The organism is Exiguobacterium sp. s89 (assembly GCF_018617735.1).
In the GTDB taxonomy this organism is placed as follows: domain Bacteria; phylum Bacillota; class Bacilli; order Exiguobacteriales; family Exiguobacteriaceae; genus Exiguobacterium; species Exiguobacterium marinum.
The window spans coordinates 329528-346182 of sequence record NZ_JACSKS010000001.1; the positions used below are offsets into that span (position 1 = coordinate 329528).

Genomic DNA, 16655 nt, shown 5'->3' on the forward strand with positions numbered 1-16655 from the left:
AAAGTGGATGGTTTACTTTTTGTTTTTTCGTTTTTAGCCATTGTTTTATGCCATATTTTTTGAATCTCAAGGTAGATGTGATGATCATTCTTTTGACAATCATTACATTATCGTTTATTAAACATGTTGCATCGTTAATAAAGAAGGATAGTTAAATCGTTATGAATCGAAACGTAGTAACCACAGATAGATAATAAGATTACTTTTTCAATTTGAATTGTTTGATCCGCCACATCATCGACGTCATAAAAGCTGCCCATCCACCGAGTACAAGGATATAAATTGCCAAGAAAAACACAAATGCTCCATAGTCTTCGAGCTCTTCGAATGGATTCTGAATAATCATCGGTTCGGATAGTATGCCGACCACCATCAATGGAATGAAAAATAGAAAAAATCGCTTCCAAAAGTAGTGTTTGTATAGTTGTGGCAATGTCTGCTCCATGATCGACCCTCCTCAATGAAATTACACTTATTTACATATATGATAGCATATACACAATTGATGTTGGATGATTGGTCTTTATTTTTTAGCCGATTTCAAATGAAAAGAGGGTGGCCGATTCATTCAGCCGCCCTGCAGTCAATTCATTCACTTGTTCCAGTCAGTTCTCCCGTCCCGAACGTCGCGCTGAACGCACGGCACCAGATGACGACGGTGTTGTACTCTTCTAGATTCACATCCTTAGGGACCAAGTAGTTTTGATTCCCGATATTCCCTTTTAGAGCCCCTAGACTGACGCCTTCGGTCGTCTCTTGACCTGGTTTTGTCAAATAGACAAATAAGTCTGGACCGTTCGTCGTCTCGAACTCTTCAAATCGGAGATATGTCCCGTCTTCTGCCTCGACCGAGCGGATCGTCCCGGTCGTCTCATAATTTTTCTCCCCGTCCATGAATACACCCGCTACTTCGGTTGGACTCGGTTGTGCTTCCGGTGTCTCGGACGTCTCTTCTCCCGCTTCTTCTTCAGGGGCTGGTGATTCGACAGCTGTCGGTGGCAACCCTTCGTCGACCGTCTCTGTTAAAAATAGTGGGGAGATCAGCCACCAGGCGATGGCTATGATGGCGATACCGATGATTCCGATGATGATTTTTGTACGAGTCTTCATATATAATCCTCCTTTTCAGGTGTTTGAATCGTTACATTCCTTTTCCCGATTCATGGGCTTATAAAAAGACGCGAATCATTCAATTCGCGTCAGTTGAACATCATACTGTCTCGGTCCACTTCTCCTCGATGAACTCGTCGCGTCCCGAGATGGCCCGGTCCTCCTTATAATGCTTCGGATTTTTTTTATGATAGTCCTGATGGTAGTCTTCTGCAGCAAAGAACGTCGTCGCTGGAATGATTTTCGTGACGATCGGGGCCGTGAAGCGCCTGCTCGCTGCCAACACGTCGCGACTCGTCTCAGCAGCGACTTGTTGTTCTTCCGTGTGATAGAAGATAGCTGGGGCATACTGAGGTCCCCGGTCTTGGAATTGACCACCGTCATCGGTCGGGTCGGTCTGAATCCAATACAGTTCAAGGAGACGTTCATACGAGAATAATGCTGGATCATATGTGATTTGAACGACCTCAAGGTGCCCCGTCGTCCCGGTTTTTACTTGTTCATATGTCGGATTGGCGACTTGTCCACCCATATAGCCGGATATGATGCCTTCAATCCCTGGTAATTCCTCAAATGGTGTCACCATGCACCAAAAACAGCCGCCTGCGAATGTTGCTTTTTCCATTCTGTCGTTCCCTCCAAATCGTCATTCAACAAAAAAGCGCTCACGTCGGATGACATGAGCGCTTTCGTCATATCGTCCAAGGTTTCCCTTGCTGGTCGTAGCACCTTGCCTAAGGCAGGTTGCTGTGAAGTCGCGGAGCCAGATCTCTCGTTCACTCTTGATATCGATATGTAGTTGGTGAGAGCATCATATCACCCTCAAAATACATTCGTCAATGATTCGGTTTTCGTTTCAACTGAAAAACAGTCAAGACGATGATGAATCCAATCAAAGCGATGGAAATGGGTGTACCATAAGGCACATTTTCACCGTATAGCTGTATGAAAAATAGACCGAACACAGCTAGCAACACGAATATGTAGGATCGTGTCATAGGAACCTCCTGTTTTTTCTTAAGTGTAACAAGAACACATCGACTTGGCGATACGAAAAGGAAATCAGACATAGAGCACGAATAAAAGGGAAGAGATAAAGGAGGAATGTATGATGGAACAAATCCAATTACATGAACTGACGATTGAACGTGCGCATCGTGGGTATAAAGAAGGACAATTCACGGCGAGAGACGTGACCGCCTATTATTTAGGACGGATTGCGACATATAATGAACGGCTTCACGCCGTCATTCAAGTCAATCCGGACGCCCTGTTCGAAGCAGAGGCGGCAGACCGAGCCTACCGAAAAGGAGTACGCAAACCGCTACTCGGTATTCCCGTCTTGATCAAGGACAACATCGAGACGAACGGTCTGATGCGCACGACAGCGGGTGCCGCCGCGATGCGACATCATTTCGCCGGTCGAGATGCCGAGCTCGTCAAACGGTTACGGGCTGACGGGGCTATTATCCTTGGGAAGGCGAACCTGTCCGAGTGGGCGAACTTTTTAACGGAAGGTATGCCGAACGGATGGAGTGCCGTCGGTGGACAGACGATGAACCCATATGGCGACGCGTTAAATGTCGGGGGATCAAGTTCGGGGTCGGCTTCTGCGGTCGCGGCGAACCTCGCTCTTCTTGCGGTAGGGTCCGAGACGAGCGGTTCAATCGTCCATCCGAGTGTCCATAACAGCATCGTCGGGATCAAGCCGACCGTCGGATTAATCAGCCGCTCCGGAATCATTCCAATCTCACGTTCTCAAGATACGGCAGGACCGATGGCGCGTACGCTTCGTGATGCGGTCATCTCCTTACAATCGATGTGTGGTGAGGATGAATCGGATCCGGCGACTCTTGAGACACCGGTCGGCCCCCCTTACGTGACATGTCTCGACGTGAGGCAGGCGGTCGGGATGCGCGTCGGGTTCGTCAAACCGGACATTTCAGACGAAGAAGTCGGATTGTATGAACAGGCAATCCAGTTGCTACGACAAGCCGAAATCGAACTCGTCGAGGTCACGCTGCCGAAGCATGCGGCGCTAGAGCAGGCGGACATCCTGTTCGACGAATTCAAGCTCGGGGTCGCGGCGTATCTCGCGAACACGACAGTGCCATTTAAGACGCTTTCCGATTTGATCGAGTGGAACGCGGAACATCCTGAATCGATCCCGCACGGCCAGACCATCTTTGAAGAGGCGAACGCCCGATCTGGAAAACTGATCGAAGCGAGCTATCTCGACCGTCGCATCGCGGACGTCCGTCTCGCAAAAACAGAAGGGATTGACGCATTGCTTCAAACTCATAAACTGGATGCAATCGTCCTCCCACATGACATGAACTACGACATGGGTGCGAAAGCAGGGCATCCGACGATTACAATCCCTTATCAACTGAAAGAGAGCGGTGCCCCATTCGGCCTCTCGTTCACGGGGACGAGCTACGCGGAGCGTGATTTGATTCGGGTCGCTTATGCGTTCGAACAGTTCATCACACGACCGACGCCTCCAGATTATTCGTAAGTTGCACCCGTCTCTCACGTCCGCTACAATGGTACGTATGCGGATTAGAGAAAGGACAGATTACAATGAAATCATCTATATACGGGTTGACGTTTGATCAGCTCACAAATGAGTGTACGGAAGCGGGATACGGTGCCTTCCACGCACGTCAAGTTTGGGACTCGCTCTACATCAATCGGGTCAAATCGATGGACGACCTCAACGTACGAGACGAGGTGCGCGAGTACTTAACAGAGAAATACGTCATCTCGACTCAAGACCTGTTCGTCAAACAGGAAGCGGGCGACGGAACGGTCAAATTCTTACTTAAATTACATGATGGGCACTACATCGAGACGGTGCTCATGCGTCATAAATACGGTCGTTCGGTCTGTGTGACGACACAGGTCGGATGTAACATCGGCTGTAGCTTCTGTGCTAGCGGGTTGTTGAAGAAGACACGTGACTTGACGGCTGGTGAGGTCGTCGAGCAGATCATGACCGTCCAACATTTCCTCGATGAAGAAGGAGATGGTGATCGCGTCAGCCATATCGTCGTCATGGGAATCGGCGAACCGTTCGACAACTTCGACAACTTGGTCGACTTCTTGCGTGTCGTCAAAGATGAGCGTGGTCTTGCGATCGCTCCGCGTAAGATCAACGTGTCGACGAGTGGGCTCGCGGACAAGATCTACAAGTTCGCAGACCTTGACTTACGCATCAACTTGGCGCTCTCGCTTCATGCGCCGAATGATGAGCTTCGGACACGCATCATGAAAATCAACCGGGCGTTCCCGCTTGATCAACTCATGCCATCGATTCGTTACTACGTCGAGAAGACGAACAAACGAATCACTTTCGAGTATATCCTACTCTCGAAAGTGAACGATTTACCGGAACATGCGGAAGAACTCGCCGACTTGATTGAAGACATTAAAGACAAGTCGTACATCAATTTGATTCCATACAACCCGGTCAACGAGCACATCCAATATGAGCGAAGCACGCCTGAAGACATCATGGCGTTCTACGACATCTTGAAAAAACGTGGCGTCAACATTGGTGTCCGTCTCGAGCACGGGACAGACATCGATGCGGCATGCGGTCAACTCCGCAGTAAGCATATGAACGTCGAAGGCGCGAAGTGAAAAATGGCCTCTCCGAATCTCGGGGAGGCCATTCGTTTACTGTTTTTGCCCGACATATTGAATCACAGCGGATTCGCCGTGATGGAGTGTGCCTTCTTCTCGCCAGACGACCGTCTCGTTTAAGACGAGAGGGACGAAATCGTCTTCGAGTTGGTGAAACATCTCTTCGGTGTAAAGAAGTGAGGCGTCGTTTGGTCCACCTGTCCCGTAAGCGAGTTGATGTGTAGAGTAGACTTCACTCAGGAACAAACCACCAGGTCGAAGCGTTTGTCGAATACCGGCGAACACCTTTTCTCTGACATGTGGAGGAAAGTGGCCGAAGATACAGATGACCATGTCATACGCCTCGTTTGGCCAGTCCGCTTCATTCAAATCAATCTGTTTCGTCTGAAGGGAGACGTTTCGTGACGTCGCCAAACGATTCGCTTTCTCGAGCCCTACTTTCGAAGCGTCCCACATTTCGACGTCGAGTCCGAGTGTGGCGAGCCATACTGCGTTTCGACCTTCTCCTTCCGCGATGGCTAACACAAGTTTTCCTTCAAGCCGATGTGTTGTGATGAAGTCGAGTAAAAATTGATTTGGCTCCGTTCCGTACACATATTCATCGGTATTGTAACGTTCGTTCCATTTAGACAAATGATCCACTCCTCTCACCTTTCAATAAATATATCAAAATGATGAGACTAGGGTGGAAATCCTCTACGATTTTTCGAATTCATGCATAGTCCAAATGGGAGAAGGGAATAGATTTCTGAACTAATGGATAGAGTGGAGGCTAAGTAATGGAAAGAATAGATGCGTCGTTGTGGATTCGGGTACGAAATACGCTTGGTGAAGGTCCTTGTTGGGATGCTGAGTTGAAGCGTTTCTATTGGGTGGATATCGAAGGGCATACGTTATGGTGGTATGACGAGCGAGAAGACGAGATTTCTTCTTTCGAGGTCGGAAAACAGGTCGGTTTCGTCATTCCAAAAGTGACGGATGGTGTCGTCCTTGGTCTTAAAGACGGGATTTATGAATGGGATGAAATCAACCGGGAGTTAATTAAAATTGTCGAATTGGATGACCCTGAAGGTCGATTACGTTTTAATGATGGGAAAGCCGATCCGTACGGTCGTATTTTTGCCGGGACGCTCCACTTGGACGATAAAGAGAATCAGGCATCTCTTTATCGGGTGGACCGCGATGGAACGACGACAACACTTATGGAAGAGTTGACACTTTCAAACGGGTTGACGTGGTCTCCTGACCATTCCGTTTTTTATCATATTGATACACCGACCGAAAAAATTCGACAATATGATTTTGACATGAAGACCGGCACATTGTCGAACGGAAAGGTCGTCATCGACTTTTCGGAAGAGGACGGCTTCCCGGATGGCATGACATCGGATACGGAAGGTTTTTTATGGATCGCACATTATGCAGGAAGTAAAGTATCTCGCTGGGATCCATCGACCGGTGAAAAAGTGTTAGAAGTTCACGTCCCTGCCCCGAATGTCACATCATGCGCCTTCATCGGGGATGGTCTCAATCGATTAGCCATCACAACAGCACGTGAAGGGATGGACGAGGAGGCGTTAACCGAACATCCGGACGCTGGATCGGTATTTATTATCGAGACAGATGTGAAAGGGATGCCGCTTTATCGCTTTGGGCGTTGAGGAGGACATACGATGGTGAAACGACTGTTAGTGCGAGCAGGTATTGGATTGGCAGTTGCGGCAGCGGTCAAGGTGGGAATTCAAAAATTACAAGAAAGTCGAGCGCGGGAAGAGGATCATTCTTATCTCGATCCGAAGTGGGACGAGGTCCCGAGTGTCGATTCGGACAAGGACGAGGATGAAGTCGGATTGACGCAGCTCGACTCCATTTATCGAGCCGAGTGGCAAGCGAACGCCTATCCGCGTTCAGAAGCAGAACGGAAAGCGTTGGAAGAATAATTGAATGTTCATGAAAACACGTCGATGAGGCGTGTTTTTTTATTGACAAAAGGGTGGAACCGTTACATTATACAAAGAGTAATGATTACTATTTAACGGAGGTCCATCATGAAACGAATTCCAATTACGGTACTCTCAGGTTATCTTGGTAGCGGGAAGACGACACTGCTCAACCACATTTTACATAACCGTGATCACAAAAAATATGCGGTCATCGTAAACGATATGAGTGAGTTGAACATCGATGAGAAGTTGATTGAACAGGGCGGATTCTCCCGTACCGATGAAAAGTTAGTCGAGCTCTCGAACGGGTGCATTTGCTGTACGTTACGTGAAGATTTGCTCACGGCTGTCGATGAGCTGACAAAGAATCGTGACCTCGATGGGATTATCATCGAGTCATCAGGGATTTCCGAGCCAATTCCCGTCGCACAGACGTTCACGTATGCCGACGACGCCCTTGGGATCGATTTGACGAGCCGTGTCTATATCGATGCGATGGTCACCGTCGTCGACGCGTACCGCTTCTTCAAGGATTTCAATTCCGGTGAATCGCTCATGGAACGTCAACAAGCCGTCGACACAGGTGACGTTCGCGAAGTGGTCGACCTACTCGTCGACCAAGTCGAATTTGCGGATATCATCGTATTGAATAAGGCGGACCGGGTGACTGAAGCGGAGCTGCAGGAGATGAAGGGTCTGCTCAAGACGCTCAACCCGAGCGCACGATTGTTGACTTCGACCTACTCGGACGTGGCGTTAGACAATCTACTAGACGTCCGTTTGTTCGATTTCGATCAGGCGATGCATGCGGCGGGATGGATTCAAGAGCTCGAGGCAGAAGAACATACGCCGGAAACGGAAGAGTATGGGATCAGTTCGTTCGTTTACCGTCGTCGTCGACCGTTCCATCCTGAGCGTTTGATGAATTGGATGGAGCATTATCCAGAAGAAATCGTTCGCGCCAAAGGGTTCTTATGGATCGCGTCACGGAACGACCTTGCCTGTCTCTTCTCTCAAGCCGGATACGCGTCGACGCTCGAACACGCGGGCCGTTGGCTAGCGACACTTCCGGAGAATGAACGAGAGGCGATGTTTGCCTCAGAACCTGAACTACGCGAGGACTACATCGAGCCGTACGGAGATCGACAGAACGAATTGGTCCTCATCGGTCAACGGATGGACCGGGAGACGGTCGAGCGGTCACTTGATGCTTGCTTGTTGACGGATGAGGAGATGGTGGAGCCGTGGAATGCCTTCCATGACCCACTTCCTGGTAATGGCCAACTCGTCACTTATTCAGATTGACCGTTTACAAAGTGACGAAACATCGCTATACTGTGACTGCATAAGTAACCGCATATCAATGACTGCACTAGGGGTGCTTCGGCTGAGATGAGAGCATGGCTCCAATCCCTTATAACTCGATCCAGGTAATACTGGCGTGAGGAAGTGCGGCACTTTCTCTATGCAAGTTTGTATAGATTTTGTTGCTGCATTCTCATGAATGCGGCTTTTTCTATGCAAACACATATAGAGGGGGAAACAAGATGAATGAATCATGTGGCACGAGTCCGATTGTCGGATTTCGCTTCACGCTTAGCCCGATGACAGATGACTTTGTCGGGACGATTAAAGGAGCATTGAAAGGAACAAATATGACAGGTGTGTGGCGACATACGGATGACGTATCGACCGTGATCCGAGGGCGCGTCGAGCACGTGTTCGACGTCGCACGGACAGTCTTGAGTCTGGCTTCGGAAGAAGGACGCCATGTCTCGATGAGCGGAACCTTCTCCGTCGGATGTCCGGGAGATTCGGCTGGGGATGAGGCGCTCGATGCACCACCACAACCATTGAATGGAATGTCAAGAGAGCAGTATGTCTCTTCACAGTTCGCGCTTTATCCGATGGGTGCAGGTAACTATATGGATCTCATCTATGATGAAATCGAACAAGCGAAACAGGCTGGTGTGTATAATGACTCAATGCACTACGCGTCAGGAATTCATGGGAATTTGGATGATGTGTTCTCGTATTACGAGGCGGCGTTCAACCGGACGCGCGAGAAGAATCGACACGTCGTCATGACGGTGACGTTCAGTGTGAACAGTCCGTCACATGGAGGTCAACATGCTTAAGTCGTGGAAATTGAAAGAGGTCGTTCTCGTCTCCGTATTGTCTGTCGTTTTTGCCGTTGTCTATTTATTGTTCGTCCATATCGGGAATTTATGGGCAGGGTTGATTGGACCAATCGCCTATGAGTGGATCTTCGGTATCTGGTTCATCGTGTCAATCATCTCGGCGTATATCATTCGAAAACCGGGTGCTGCCTTCATTTCGGAAGTGATGGCTGCGACGATTGAAATGTTGATTGGGAATGCGATCGGACCGCGCATCATCCTGGTCGGCATCGTTCAAGGTCTTGGTGCTGAAGCCGTCTTTGCAATGACGGGTTATCGTCGATATGAGCTATGGGTTCTCATGCTTGCTGGATTTGGCTCGGCCGTCACGAGTTTCGTGTACACCTACTTCATGAGCGGATTTGCGATGCTTGAACCGGGATATGTAGCGACGATGTTCGGGCTCCGTGCGGTTAGTGGCATGGTCATCGCAGGAATCGGTGGGAAGTTGCTCAGTGACCTGTTGCTCAAGACAGGGTCACTTCGCGGCTATGCAATCGCTCGGAGTGGGAACGTCCATGGTTGAGACAGAATCGCTTTCATTCCGGTTTCCAGAAAGTCAGGACACCATTTTAAAAGAGGTGACACTTTCCATACGACCTGGACGTACCGTATTGAGCGGAGCGAGCGGAAGTGGGAAATCGACGCTTCTTGCGCTATTCAACCGTCTCTATCCAGAGAATTGTGATGGGATCCTTGAAGGCAGACTCGAACTGTTCGGACGTTCACACGACGACTATGCACCGGGCGAGATCAATCAGCGGGTCGGGACCGTGTTCCAAGACCCGGACACACAGTTCGTGATGGAACGGGTGGAAGAGGAACTCATCTTCACACTCGAAAATTTGGAGACACAAGTCGAGGTAATCGATCAGCGCGTGACAGAGATTCTCGAGTCACTCCAACTGACCGATTATCGAAATCGACTCATCGATTCCTTGTCAGGCGGGGAGAAACAGCGGATTGCCGTCGCCTGCGCCATGGTTGGACAACCGGAATGGTTGCTTCTCGATGAGCCGTTGACGCACCTTGACCCGGTGACCGCGTATCGATTCGTCGAATGGCTCGATCAAATGGATGACGTGAACGTCATCGTTGTCGAACATCGCGCGCATATGTGGGGAGACTTTTTTGATTGGCAGATCGAACTTGAAGAAGGACGGATTGTACGTAACGAACCGTTTCGATCGGTCGATGATTTTACATTCACACCGTCGTCAACACCACAACAAGAAGTCGAGCACTATGTGGTCGACGAGGTGGTGCGTGACACATTCCAATTAAAAAGTGTGACACTTCAAGTTCGCATTGGGGAAGTGATCGCCATTTTGGGTCCGAATGGGAGCGGAAAGTCGACGTTTTTACGAAGTTTGACGGAATGTGATCGCCGTGTCGGACTCGTCCCTCAATCTCCGGAACACTTATTTTTCATGAATTCGGTCGAGCAAGAACTGCAGTTTGGCCATGAGGAATCGATTGATATCGTGTTGGAGGATCTATCACTCGAGAATAAACGATCTCTCCATCCACTTTCGCTCAGTCATGGGCAGAAGCGACGACTCGCTGTCGGGATCCAGTTACTCTCAAACAAACAGTTGCTTGCCTTTGATGAACCGACGGCAGGGCAGGACGAGCCGTCACTCCATGCACTCGAGATGTTAATGAAGCGACATGCGAAAAAGGGACAGACGATCCTGTTCGTGACCCATGACTTGTCGTTCGCCAACATCGCCAATACGTTCTATCTGATGAAGGATGGGGTACTCTCAGGACCGTTCGGGGATGAACTTTGGCAGGACACGGAGAAACTTCATCATTATCGGTTAGTGGGAGGGAGGCAACGATGTCACTCCATGATATGAATCCGACGGTCAAGTTTATGACGTTCACGATTATGATGTTCGGACTGGCCTTGTTTTATAACCCGTGGACCCCACTCGTCATCATCGCCGGTACGTTAGTGATCCAGACCTTGGCGACGGACGTGTCATGGAAAAGGTGGAGCCTGTTCTTGATCCCGTTTCTCATCACGGCGCTCGGAACATTTTGGACGACGCTCGTATTTGGGAAAGAGCTCGAGGGAGAAACGTGGGTGACCCTTCTCGGTCAGGACATTTCGAAAGAAGAGGCGCGCGTCGCTATCTCTCTTAGTCTACGTGTTTTGGCGTTCACCGTGTTGTCGCTTCTTTTCATGTTGACGACCGATTCGAAACGATTCGTCATGAGTCTGATGCAACAGGCGAAGCTGTCGCCGACGATTGCCTATAGTGCACTCGTTGGATTCCGTTTCCTACCGTTAATGCAACAGGAAATGTATCAGCTTCAATACGCACATCGTCTTCGTGGCGTTCCTCTTGATACAAAATGGGAACGCGTTCGGCATGTGCCGAAACTACTTCTCCCGCTATTAGCAGGCTCGATCCGACGGGCGGAACGTGTCGCCTTCTCGATGGAGGCGAGAGGATTCACGAGTGGGAAACGGACCGTCTATGAGCGGATTGACGTCAAACCGTCCGATTACATGTGGTCAGGTGTGTTCTTCACACTGTTCGGTCTTTCAATTTGGGTAGGGATATAAAAAGACGACTCACTCGGAGTCGTCTTTCTTCGTTTCTTTCACGATACGGAACTTCGGTTTTACTGATTCATTGTTGAACGCCTCGAGGACCGTATTCTCATTCGCCATTCGGATCTGTTGTGGTTCGCCTTTTGCTGTCGTACCGATGCAATACATATTCGCCTCATAATCGGCAAACAGTGATTTATAAGATGTCGCGTGGTGCATCAATCGACCTGGCGATCCCCAGCCGACGATGATCATCCCGCTGCTCGCATCTACCTCTTGTAACGTCTCTTCGACGTAATGGTAGTTCGTCTCATCAAGTTGAGATTCCACGTAAGGGAGGTTGTCATTGATGGCGAGTGTCGGGACGAGACTGATGACACGCATTTCTCGAATCGGTTGTGACAAATGATTTTGCATCAACATATAAGCACGCTGTGTCGTCGTGCCGGACAAAAAGGCATCGCTCATCCGCGGCGAGTAAATGATGACGGCACAGATGACGCCATCCTCCACATCGGTGAACTCATACGTTCGCATATAGCGTTTCGTTTTATCTTCGTTGAAGATTGATTTTACGCGGATGGTAACTTCTTCTACATGCGTGTTCATTTCCATTCCTCACTTTTTCATGTAAGCATCAGCCGAGCGCTTTGAACCACTCGACATATCGAATCGTGTAATAAGCGACTTGTTGACTGAACGTATCACGCTCATCAGGCATGAACGTCACGCTTGACTCATAGTTTTCAAAATACGTCATGACATCGTTGACATACTGCTCACTTCGATTATATTCGAAGATGGCGTTTCGGACGGATGCCACCGAATCTGTCTTTTTTCCACCGTGTTCACTTAAATAATACGCCGCCGTGTGCGCAGAATCAACTAGACTGTGTGGGTCTGCTTTTCCATCACCGTTCCCGTCACGACCGAGACCCCCATACTGTTCAATCAAGGCAAGGTTCGTCAAGTCCACTTCGTCTTCCGGAACATCGCCTTTTTGGTCATCGGTGTCATATTCCCAACCGAGCCATGTGCGAGGCATGAATTGAAACGGTCCAATCGCGCCGACAGACGAGCGCATCGAAGAACTGTGGGAGAAGATTGTCTCTACACGGTGAACGGCGGCAAGTAGACGCCAGTCCACGTCATACGTTTCGGCTGCGTCTTGATACACAGCGAGATGCGTGTTCGGGACGCCGTTCTCTCCATAATAGGTTCGATACAATCCATTGTTCACTTTATCATGTTGACCGAGCCAGCCGACTGCCCCGAGCAAAAGCACGAGCACAATGATGAAACCGGTCAGTCGCAGCATCATACGTTTCAAGATACCGCCTCCTAGCTTTTAGACAATACCCGAATAGTGTAGCATATAGCTAACAGGAAGGACAGGAGTGAATATGAATGCTCGAACGTTTGATTTTTACAGCAATCATCGGCTACATGCTGATTGTTCAAATTTTCAATGCCAAATTGATTCGTCCGTTGATTGAAACGAGAGGACGGGCATGGGTGTACGAACAGACCGTGAAATCGGCATGGGGATTGACCTTGTTGATTGTCGCTCTCGTATTTTTATTTCAAGTACCGCTATCTGAAATTGGTTTAAGATTTATACCAGAACCGGGAGATGAAGAAGCGTGGCAAATCTTTTTAATATCATGTGTCCTTGTTACTTTGATATTCGTCTTCTATTTGTTGGTAAAAATTTCATCTCGACTCAGGAATGCTTTACGTCCTTACTATGAACTGGATTTAGAGAAATTACTTCTACCACGTACGAAGACTGAAGAACAGGCATGGAGCGCCGTTTCGATCACTGCGGGAGTGACAGAGGAGTTCATCTTCAGAGGAGTCCTCCTGTACACGATTTCCCTCTATATAGAGGTACCGAATATGACACTCGCCTTAATTGGTGGTGCCTTATTCGGCATCGCTCATGCTTATCAGGGGGTAAAAGGTGTCCTTACGACAGGAACCGTCGGCTTCGGACTTGGCATCTTATACTTAGGGATGGGCGTCCTGTGGCCGGTCATGGTTTTGCATATACTGCTTGATTTGATTGCTGGTCCAATTCATGTCGATGCAAAAAGCGATTGACTGCCTCTTCATAGGCGGGGGCATCCTTGATTATACAGTTCGTATGTTCTGCCCCGTCGATTAATGTCAGGTCATTGTGACGATTGAGGGCATTCATCTCGACTGACATCCAGGTCGGGACAAAATCATCTTTTGAACCGTGCACAAATAAAATTGGGGTCGTCGTTTCGGTGACGGCCTTTTTAGGTTGAACTTGTTTCATTGTGAAGCCGGCACGGGACCACAGAAAATAATCGATTCCAGGAAGAATGAACTCTGCCGGGATACGATGCAATTCCTTTAACTGATACCGCATCAACTGCCTCATGTCATCAAACGGACATTCTGCGATGACGAAATCGACGTCAGTGAGCGGTGTCGTCTGTAAGACGGTCGCTGCTCCCATCGAGACACCATGTAGACCGACTTGCTCGACTTGTTCATTTGTTTTCAACCAGTCGACCCAGTCAATCATATCGTATTTTTCATGATAGCCGTATGAGGCATATATCCCTTCGGATTCACCATGTGATCGTAAGTCAACGGCGAGCAGGTTGTAACCGAGACGATGGAACATGGCGAGGTGAGGAGCCATGAAACTATGTGAAGCGGTATATCCATGCACAAAGACAATCCATTTCGTCGAGGAATCGTTCCGATAGATTCGTCCATAGAGTCGATAATCGTCTTTGGACTGAATCGAGACGTGTTCAAATGGAACGTCGTGATAAAATGCGCGGTCCTCTTCCGTATATGGAGCGAGTAACATCTCTGGTGTCTTGCGCTTGCCTCTCGTCATCCGTTTGAAGGCATAGTAGCTGACCGCATAGTATCCTGTGAATAGTGAGGCTAATCCAATTTTCCATTTTTGTTGCATATATACCGACTCCTTTCATCGCTATTGTACCCGAAACGAATCGATACGGTCCTGTTTTCTTACATAAGGATGGGCTATACATAGCATAAGCGGGTTAATTGAAGGAATCATGGTGCATCGAAAAATATGGGTCCGAGCGATATGATGGAATGACAAAAGCAGGGAAGTGGGGGAGATCTTGATGGAGAGGGCAGATATCTATCGAATGATTCAAAGGGTGTTGAGCAATCGGGAGGGGACACTCGAACGAGGAATAACTTTCTCGTGGACGACCGATGGTGATGAACGAATCGTCGGACTCGTATTTGATCTGTTACTCGACCGCTCTTTTCTACTCAACAAAACGAGCCTCCTCACCGAAGTACAAGAGGTTGCGCATCTGGTCGGGTGTCGACCAGAAGAAATCGTCCACGCATTCTCCTGTCTCTCGGGGATTCGACTCGAATCGAATCATATCACCGAACGACTGATGACCATTGAAGAGGCGACCATCTCCGGGGATGGGTTAATTAGTGTCACTATTCGCCTTGGAGGATGGCTCACTCATCAACTGCATCAAATTTGTCTTCGTGATGCCCTTCTTCCTTGTTGACCTCGGTCAAGGTACCGTCGATCACGCGAAGGACACGGTCACACACATCGAGCATACGTTCATCATGTGTGATGACGACGACACTTCTTCCTTTTTCATGTGCCTGTTGGGACAATAGTTCCATCACACGTCGCCCATTCTCATAATCGAGACTCGCCGTCGGTTCATCTGCCAAAATGAGTTGCGGGGAGTTGATCAAAGCCCGTGCGACGGCGACTCGTTGCTTTTCTCCTCCTGACAAGGTCGCCGGGAGAAGATGCAGTCGATGTCCTAAGCCGAGGTCGCTCAGTAGTTGCTTTGCGTCGATCTTACTTGTCTCTTGAATGAGTTCGAGTTGTTCGAGCACCGTCAGATACGGGATTAGATGAGCTTGTTGAAACACGAAGCCTACTTCATGTAGCCGTATAAGACGACGTTGTTCTTCATCTAGTTCGAACACGTCGCGTTCGTTCATCAAGAAGGTGCCTTGATCCGGTTTTCGCAATAGACCGAGGATGTATAACAATGTACTCTTCCCGCTACCACTCGGACCGACGATGGCAACGCATTCCCCTGGCGATACATGTAACTCGATGTCATTCAATACGAGCTGACCGTCAAACTGATGTGACACATGGCTTAACCTCATGATGCTTTTCCTCCTATGATTTCAATTGCGTCGACTTGACGTAGTTTCCATAACGGTAACAACGCGCCAAGAACAGATAAGAAAATGAACATGGACCCGAATAGCGCGACATGACCGAAGTCGACGAGAAACGGTAACGATGATGGAATCAACGCATCGACGACGTACATGAACCCGATCGATGTGGCCACTGCGGCAGATACGATGACGATGACCTGAAAGAGCAGTGCCCGTCCGATGATTCGAGGAGAGAGACCGATTGCCTTCAGAATTCCGAGTTCAGGTAACTTTTGAAGCGTGAACAAATAAAAGAATGCGGTCAAAATAAACGTTCCGATCACGAGCAGAAAAGCACGCATCATCGTGAATGTGCTTTGCTCGGCACTATATCCAGGAACCGACTCAATCAAATCTTGTTGACTCATGACGAGCGGATTGGACATCGTGGATTCCGTTCCAATCTCAGCCGATACATATGGACGTTGTTCGGAGTAATCCAAATAATCGAACCACGTCTCGTTCGTCGTGTAAATCACTGGTCCATGACTATAGCGTCCATGCGATTCCCCAGCAATCGTAAAACGATAATCAGACACGAAGTCTGTCAAGGTTTCACCAGTTCCAAGATTATCTGAAAGACTGGGATCGAAAACGACCTCACCTTTTTTAAGAGCGGAAACAGGACCGATATTGCTATCTTTTGGAAGAGCGAATAGTGTCACTTCTTCTTTTTTTCCATTAAATGTGACCGTGAGCGGTCGAACACTCATCGTTTCATTTGAAGTATCCGCTGTGACGTCTATAAACGATCGTGTCAATTGACCTTCTGAGTCCGGATCAAGCTGGTACGTTGAAGCATTCAATTCGTGCAAGGCAGAACCGTTATCATATGCCAGACCGTCTGCTAGCCCTGTAATGAGTGTCGTCAACATGACAATCAATAATGTGATCACAAATAGCATCGAGAATTTTCTTTTTTGTCTCCACATCTCTTTCCAACCTAACTGCATAAAAAAACCTCCTTCAAGT

General features: G+C 48.7%; 21 protein-coding genes and 2 riboswitches. Of the genes, 11 read left to right on the forward strand and 10 right to left on the reverse strand.

Translation table 11 applies throughout. From position 1 onward, the window contains the following. Positions 1–199: 199 nt before the first annotated feature. From KNO96_RS01690 to KNO96_RS01705, 4 genes are all read right to left on the reverse strand, one after another. Complete coding sequence (locus KNO96_RS01690) at positions 200–445, reverse strand: hypothetical protein (RefSeq protein WP_214701960.1); 246 nt, start codon at positions 443–445, stop codon at positions 200–202. Positions 446–588: 143 nt separating this feature from the next. Continuing rightward, the gene (locus KNO96_RS01695; protein WP_214701961.1) at positions 589–1110 is read right to left on the reverse strand and encodes a DM13 domain-containing protein; all 522 of its coding nucleotides are present in this window, start codon (positions 1108–1110) and stop codon (positions 589–591) included. A gap of 100 nt (positions 1111–1210) precedes the next feature. After that, positions 1211–1735: a peptide-methionine (S)-S-oxide reductase MsrA gene (gene msrA / locus KNO96_RS01700; RefSeq protein ID WP_214701962.1), complete on the reverse strand. Its 525-nt coding sequence runs from the start codon at positions 1733–1735 to the stop codon at positions 1211–1213. A 67-nt stretch (positions 1736–1802) separates the two neighbouring features. Further along, positions 1803–1902: riboswitch (SAM riboswitch) on the reverse strand. A 44-nt stretch (positions 1903–1946) separates the two neighbouring features. Next, on the reverse strand, positions 1947–2108 hold the full coding sequence (locus KNO96_RS01705; protein ID WP_214701963.1) for a hypothetical protein: 162 nt from the start codon (positions 2106–2108) through the stop codon (positions 1947–1949). A 113-nt stretch (positions 2109–2221) separates the two neighbouring features. On the opposite strand from KNO96_RS01705, the gene KNO96_RS01710 reads away from it, so the two are divergent. Together KNO96_RS01710 and rlmN are read left to right on the forward strand one after the other, a co-directional pair. After that, positions 2222–3628 carry an amidase family protein gene (locus KNO96_RS01710; protein ID WP_251125020.1) on the forward strand — a complete coding sequence of 469 codons (1407 nt, stop codon included), beginning with the start codon at positions 2222–2224 and terminating at the stop codon, positions 3626–3628. A gap of 65 nt (positions 3629–3693) precedes the next feature. Beyond that, the gene (gene rlmN / locus KNO96_RS01715; protein ID WP_214701965.1) at positions 3694–4755 is read left to right on the forward strand and encodes a dual-specificity RNA methyltransferase RlmN; all 1062 of its coding nucleotides are present in this window, start codon (positions 3694–3696) and stop codon (positions 4753–4755) included. A gap of 36 nt (positions 4756–4791) precedes the next feature. Here rlmN and KNO96_RS01720 read toward each other — a convergent pair whose 3' ends face one another. Beyond that, a complete protein-coding gene (locus KNO96_RS01720) occupies positions 4792–5400 on the reverse strand; it encodes a class I SAM-dependent methyltransferase (protein WP_353047577.1) in 609 nt (202 codons plus the stop codon). A gap of 137 nt (positions 5401–5537) precedes the next feature. On the opposite strand from KNO96_RS01720, the gene KNO96_RS01725 reads away from it, so the two are divergent. From KNO96_RS01725 to KNO96_RS01755, 7 genes are all read left to right on the forward strand, one after another. Beyond that, positions 5538–6419 carry an SMP-30/gluconolactonase/LRE family protein gene (locus KNO96_RS01725; RefSeq protein ID WP_214701968.1) on the forward strand — a complete coding sequence of 294 codons (882 nt, stop codon included), beginning with the start codon at positions 5538–5540 and terminating at the stop codon, positions 6417–6419. Between the two features lie 12 nt (positions 6420–6431). Beyond that, positions 6432–6698 carry a hypothetical protein gene (locus KNO96_RS01730; RefSeq protein ID WP_026825910.1) on the forward strand — a complete coding sequence of 89 codons (267 nt, stop codon included), beginning with the start codon at positions 6432–6434 and terminating at the stop codon, positions 6696–6698. A 108-nt stretch (positions 6699–6806) separates the two neighbouring features. Next, positions 6807–8006, forward strand: coding sequence for a GTP-binding protein (locus KNO96_RS01735; RefSeq protein ID WP_026825911.1), 1200 nt, complete (start codon positions 6807–6809; stop codon positions 8004–8006). Positions 8007–8065: 59 nt separating this feature from the next. Further along, a riboswitch (TPP riboswitch) is annotated at positions 8066–8166 on the forward strand. A gap of 82 nt (positions 8167–8248) precedes the next feature. Beyond that, complete coding sequence (locus KNO96_RS01740) at positions 8249–8839, forward strand: YkoF family thiamine/hydroxymethylpyrimidine-binding protein (protein ID WP_026825912.1); 591 nt, start codon at positions 8249–8251, stop codon at positions 8837–8839. Continuing rightward, positions 8832–9407, forward strand: coding sequence for an ECF transporter S component (locus tag KNO96_RS01745; protein WP_012726387.1), 576 nt, complete (start codon positions 8832–8834; stop codon positions 9405–9407). The genes KNO96_RS01740 and KNO96_RS01745 overlap by 8 nt, the downstream gene beginning before the upstream one ends. Then, complete coding sequence (locus KNO96_RS01750) at positions 9400–10743, forward strand: ABC transporter ATP-binding protein (protein ID WP_214701970.1); 1344 nt, start codon at positions 9400–9402, stop codon at positions 10741–10743. Before KNO96_RS01745 ends, KNO96_RS01750 begins: the two co-directional genes overlap by 8 nt. Then, a complete protein-coding gene (locus KNO96_RS01755) occupies positions 10725–11459 on the forward strand; it encodes an energy-coupling factor transporter transmembrane component T family protein (RefSeq protein WP_214701972.1) in 735 nt (244 codons plus the stop codon). Before KNO96_RS01750 ends, KNO96_RS01755 begins: the two co-directional genes overlap by 19 nt. Before the next feature lie 9 nt (positions 11460–11468). Here the strand turns inward: KNO96_RS01755 and KNO96_RS01760 are convergent, their stop codons facing one another. Beyond that, positions 11469–12056, reverse strand: coding sequence for a DUF1643 domain-containing protein (locus KNO96_RS01760; RefSeq protein ID WP_026825913.1), 588 nt, complete (start codon positions 12054–12056; stop codon positions 11469–11471). A 28-nt stretch (positions 12057–12084) separates the two neighbouring features. Further along, entirely contained in the window at positions 12085–12768 is a 684-nt protein-coding gene (locus KNO96_RS01765; RefSeq protein ID WP_034771456.1) for a lytic transglycosylase domain-containing protein, read from the reverse strand. 86 nt (positions 12769–12854) lie between these two features. On the opposite strand from KNO96_RS01765, the gene KNO96_RS01770 reads away from it, so the two are divergent. Next, positions 12855–13550 carry a CPBP family intramembrane glutamic endopeptidase gene (locus KNO96_RS01770; RefSeq protein ID WP_026825915.1) on the forward strand — a complete coding sequence of 232 codons (696 nt, stop codon included), beginning with the start codon at positions 12855–12857 and terminating at the stop codon, positions 13548–13550. Here KNO96_RS01770 and KNO96_RS01775 read toward each other — a convergent pair. Further along, positions 13483–14406 carry an alpha/beta hydrolase gene (locus tag KNO96_RS01775; RefSeq protein ID WP_214701973.1) on the reverse strand — a complete coding sequence of 308 codons (924 nt, stop codon included), beginning with the start codon at positions 14404–14406 and terminating at the stop codon, positions 13483–13485. The genes KNO96_RS01770 and KNO96_RS01775 overlap by 68 nt on opposite strands. Before the next feature lie 181 nt (positions 14407–14587). Here KNO96_RS01775 and KNO96_RS01780 point away from each other — a divergent pair, with 181 nt between their 5' ends. After that, the gene (locus tag KNO96_RS01780) at positions 14588–14998 is read left to right on the forward strand and encodes a hypothetical protein (RefSeq protein ID WP_214698669.1); all 411 of its coding nucleotides are present in this window, start codon (positions 14588–14590) and stop codon (positions 14996–14998) included. Here the strand turns inward: KNO96_RS01780 and KNO96_RS01785 are convergent. Together KNO96_RS01785 and KNO96_RS01790 are read right to left on the reverse strand one after the other, a co-directional pair. Continuing rightward, positions 14946–15626 (reverse strand): ABC transporter ATP-binding protein, encoded by a 681-nt coding sequence (locus KNO96_RS01785; RefSeq protein ID WP_214701974.1) that lies wholly within the window; start codon positions 15624–15626, stop codon positions 14946–14948. The genes KNO96_RS01780 and KNO96_RS01785 overlap by 53 nt on opposite strands. After that, positions 15623–16636 (reverse strand): ABC transporter permease, encoded by a 1014-nt coding sequence (locus KNO96_RS01790; RefSeq protein WP_214701975.1) that lies wholly within the window; start codon positions 16634–16636, stop codon positions 15623–15625. Before KNO96_RS01790 ends, KNO96_RS01785 begins: the two co-directional genes overlap by 4 nt. Positions 16637–16655: the final 19 nt, after the last annotated feature.

What these genes read in the sequence shown, in the direction of transcription:
- KNO96_RS01705 (WP_214701963.1), bottom strand. Translation starts at nt 2,108, where the DNA reads ATGACACGATCCTACATATTCGTGTTGCTAGCTGTGTTCGGTCTATTT.
- KNO96_RS01785 (WP_214701974.1), bottom strand. Translation starts at nt 15,626, where the DNA reads ATGAGGTTAAGCCATGTGTCACATCAGTTTGACGGTCAGCTCGTATTG.
- KNO96_RS01710 (WP_251125020.1), top strand. Translation starts at nt 2,222, where the DNA reads ATGGAACAAATCCAATTACATGAACTGACGATTGAACGTGCGCATCGT.
- KNO96_RS01745 (WP_012726387.1), top strand. Translation starts at nt 8,832, where the DNA reads ATGCTTAAGTCGTGGAAATTGAAAGAGGTCGTTCTCGTCTCCGTATTG.
- msrA (WP_214701962.1), bottom strand. Translation starts at nt 1,735, where the DNA reads ATGGAAAAAGCAACATTCGCAGGCGGCTGTTTTTGGTGCATGGTGACA.
- KNO96_RS01790 (WP_214701975.1), bottom strand. Translation starts at nt 16,636, where the DNA reads ATGCAGTTAGGTTGGAAAGAGATGTGGAGACAAAAAAGAAAATTCTCG.
- KNO96_RS01695 (WP_214701961.1), bottom strand. Translation starts at nt 1,110, where the DNA reads ATGAAGACTCGTACAAAAATCATCATCGGAATCATCGGTATCGCCATC.
- KNO96_RS01760 (WP_026825913.1), bottom strand. Translation starts at nt 12,056, where the DNA reads ATGAACACGCATGTAGAAGAAGTTACCATCCGCGTAAAATCAATCTTC.
- KNO96_RS01775 (WP_214701973.1), bottom strand. Translation starts at nt 14,406, where the DNA reads ATGCAACAAAAATGGAAAATTGGATTAGCCTCACTATTCACAGGATAC.
- KNO96_RS01725 (WP_214701968.1), top strand. Translation starts at nt 5,538, where the DNA reads ATGGAAAGAATAGATGCGTCGTTGTGGATTCGGGTACGAAATACGCTT.
- KNO96_RS01765 (WP_034771456.1), bottom strand. Translation starts at nt 12,768, where the DNA reads ATGATGCTGCGACTGACCGGTTTCATCATTGTGCTCGTGCTTTTGCTC.
- KNO96_RS01690 (WP_214701960.1), bottom strand. Translation starts at nt 445, where the DNA reads ATGGAGCAGACATTGCCACAACTATACAAACACTACTTTTGGAAGCGA.
- KNO96_RS01770 (WP_026825915.1), top strand. Translation starts at nt 12,855, where the DNA reads ATGCTCGAACGTTTGATTTTTACAGCAATCATCGGCTACATGCTGATT.
- KNO96_RS01750 (WP_214701970.1), top strand. Translation starts at nt 9,400, where the DNA reads ATGGTTGAGACAGAATCGCTTTCATTCCGGTTTCCAGAAAGTCAGGAC.
- KNO96_RS01780 (WP_214698669.1), top strand. Translation starts at nt 14,588, where the DNA reads ATGGAGAGGGCAGATATCTATCGAATGATTCAAAGGGTGTTGAGCAAT.
- rlmN (WP_214701965.1), top strand. Translation starts at nt 3,694, where the DNA reads ATGAAATCATCTATATACGGGTTGACGTTTGATCAGCTCACAAATGAG.
- KNO96_RS01755 (WP_214701972.1), top strand. Translation starts at nt 10,725, where the DNA reads ATGTCACTCCATGATATGAATCCGACGGTCAAGTTTATGACGTTCACG.
- KNO96_RS01735 (WP_026825911.1), top strand. Translation starts at nt 6,807, where the DNA reads ATGAAACGAATTCCAATTACGGTACTCTCAGGTTATCTTGGTAGCGGG.
- KNO96_RS01740 (WP_026825912.1), top strand. Translation starts at nt 8,249, where the DNA reads ATGAATGAATCATGTGGCACGAGTCCGATTGTCGGATTTCGCTTCACG.
- KNO96_RS01730 (WP_026825910.1), top strand. Translation starts at nt 6,432, where the DNA reads ATGGTGAAACGACTGTTAGTGCGAGCAGGTATTGGATTGGCAGTTGCG.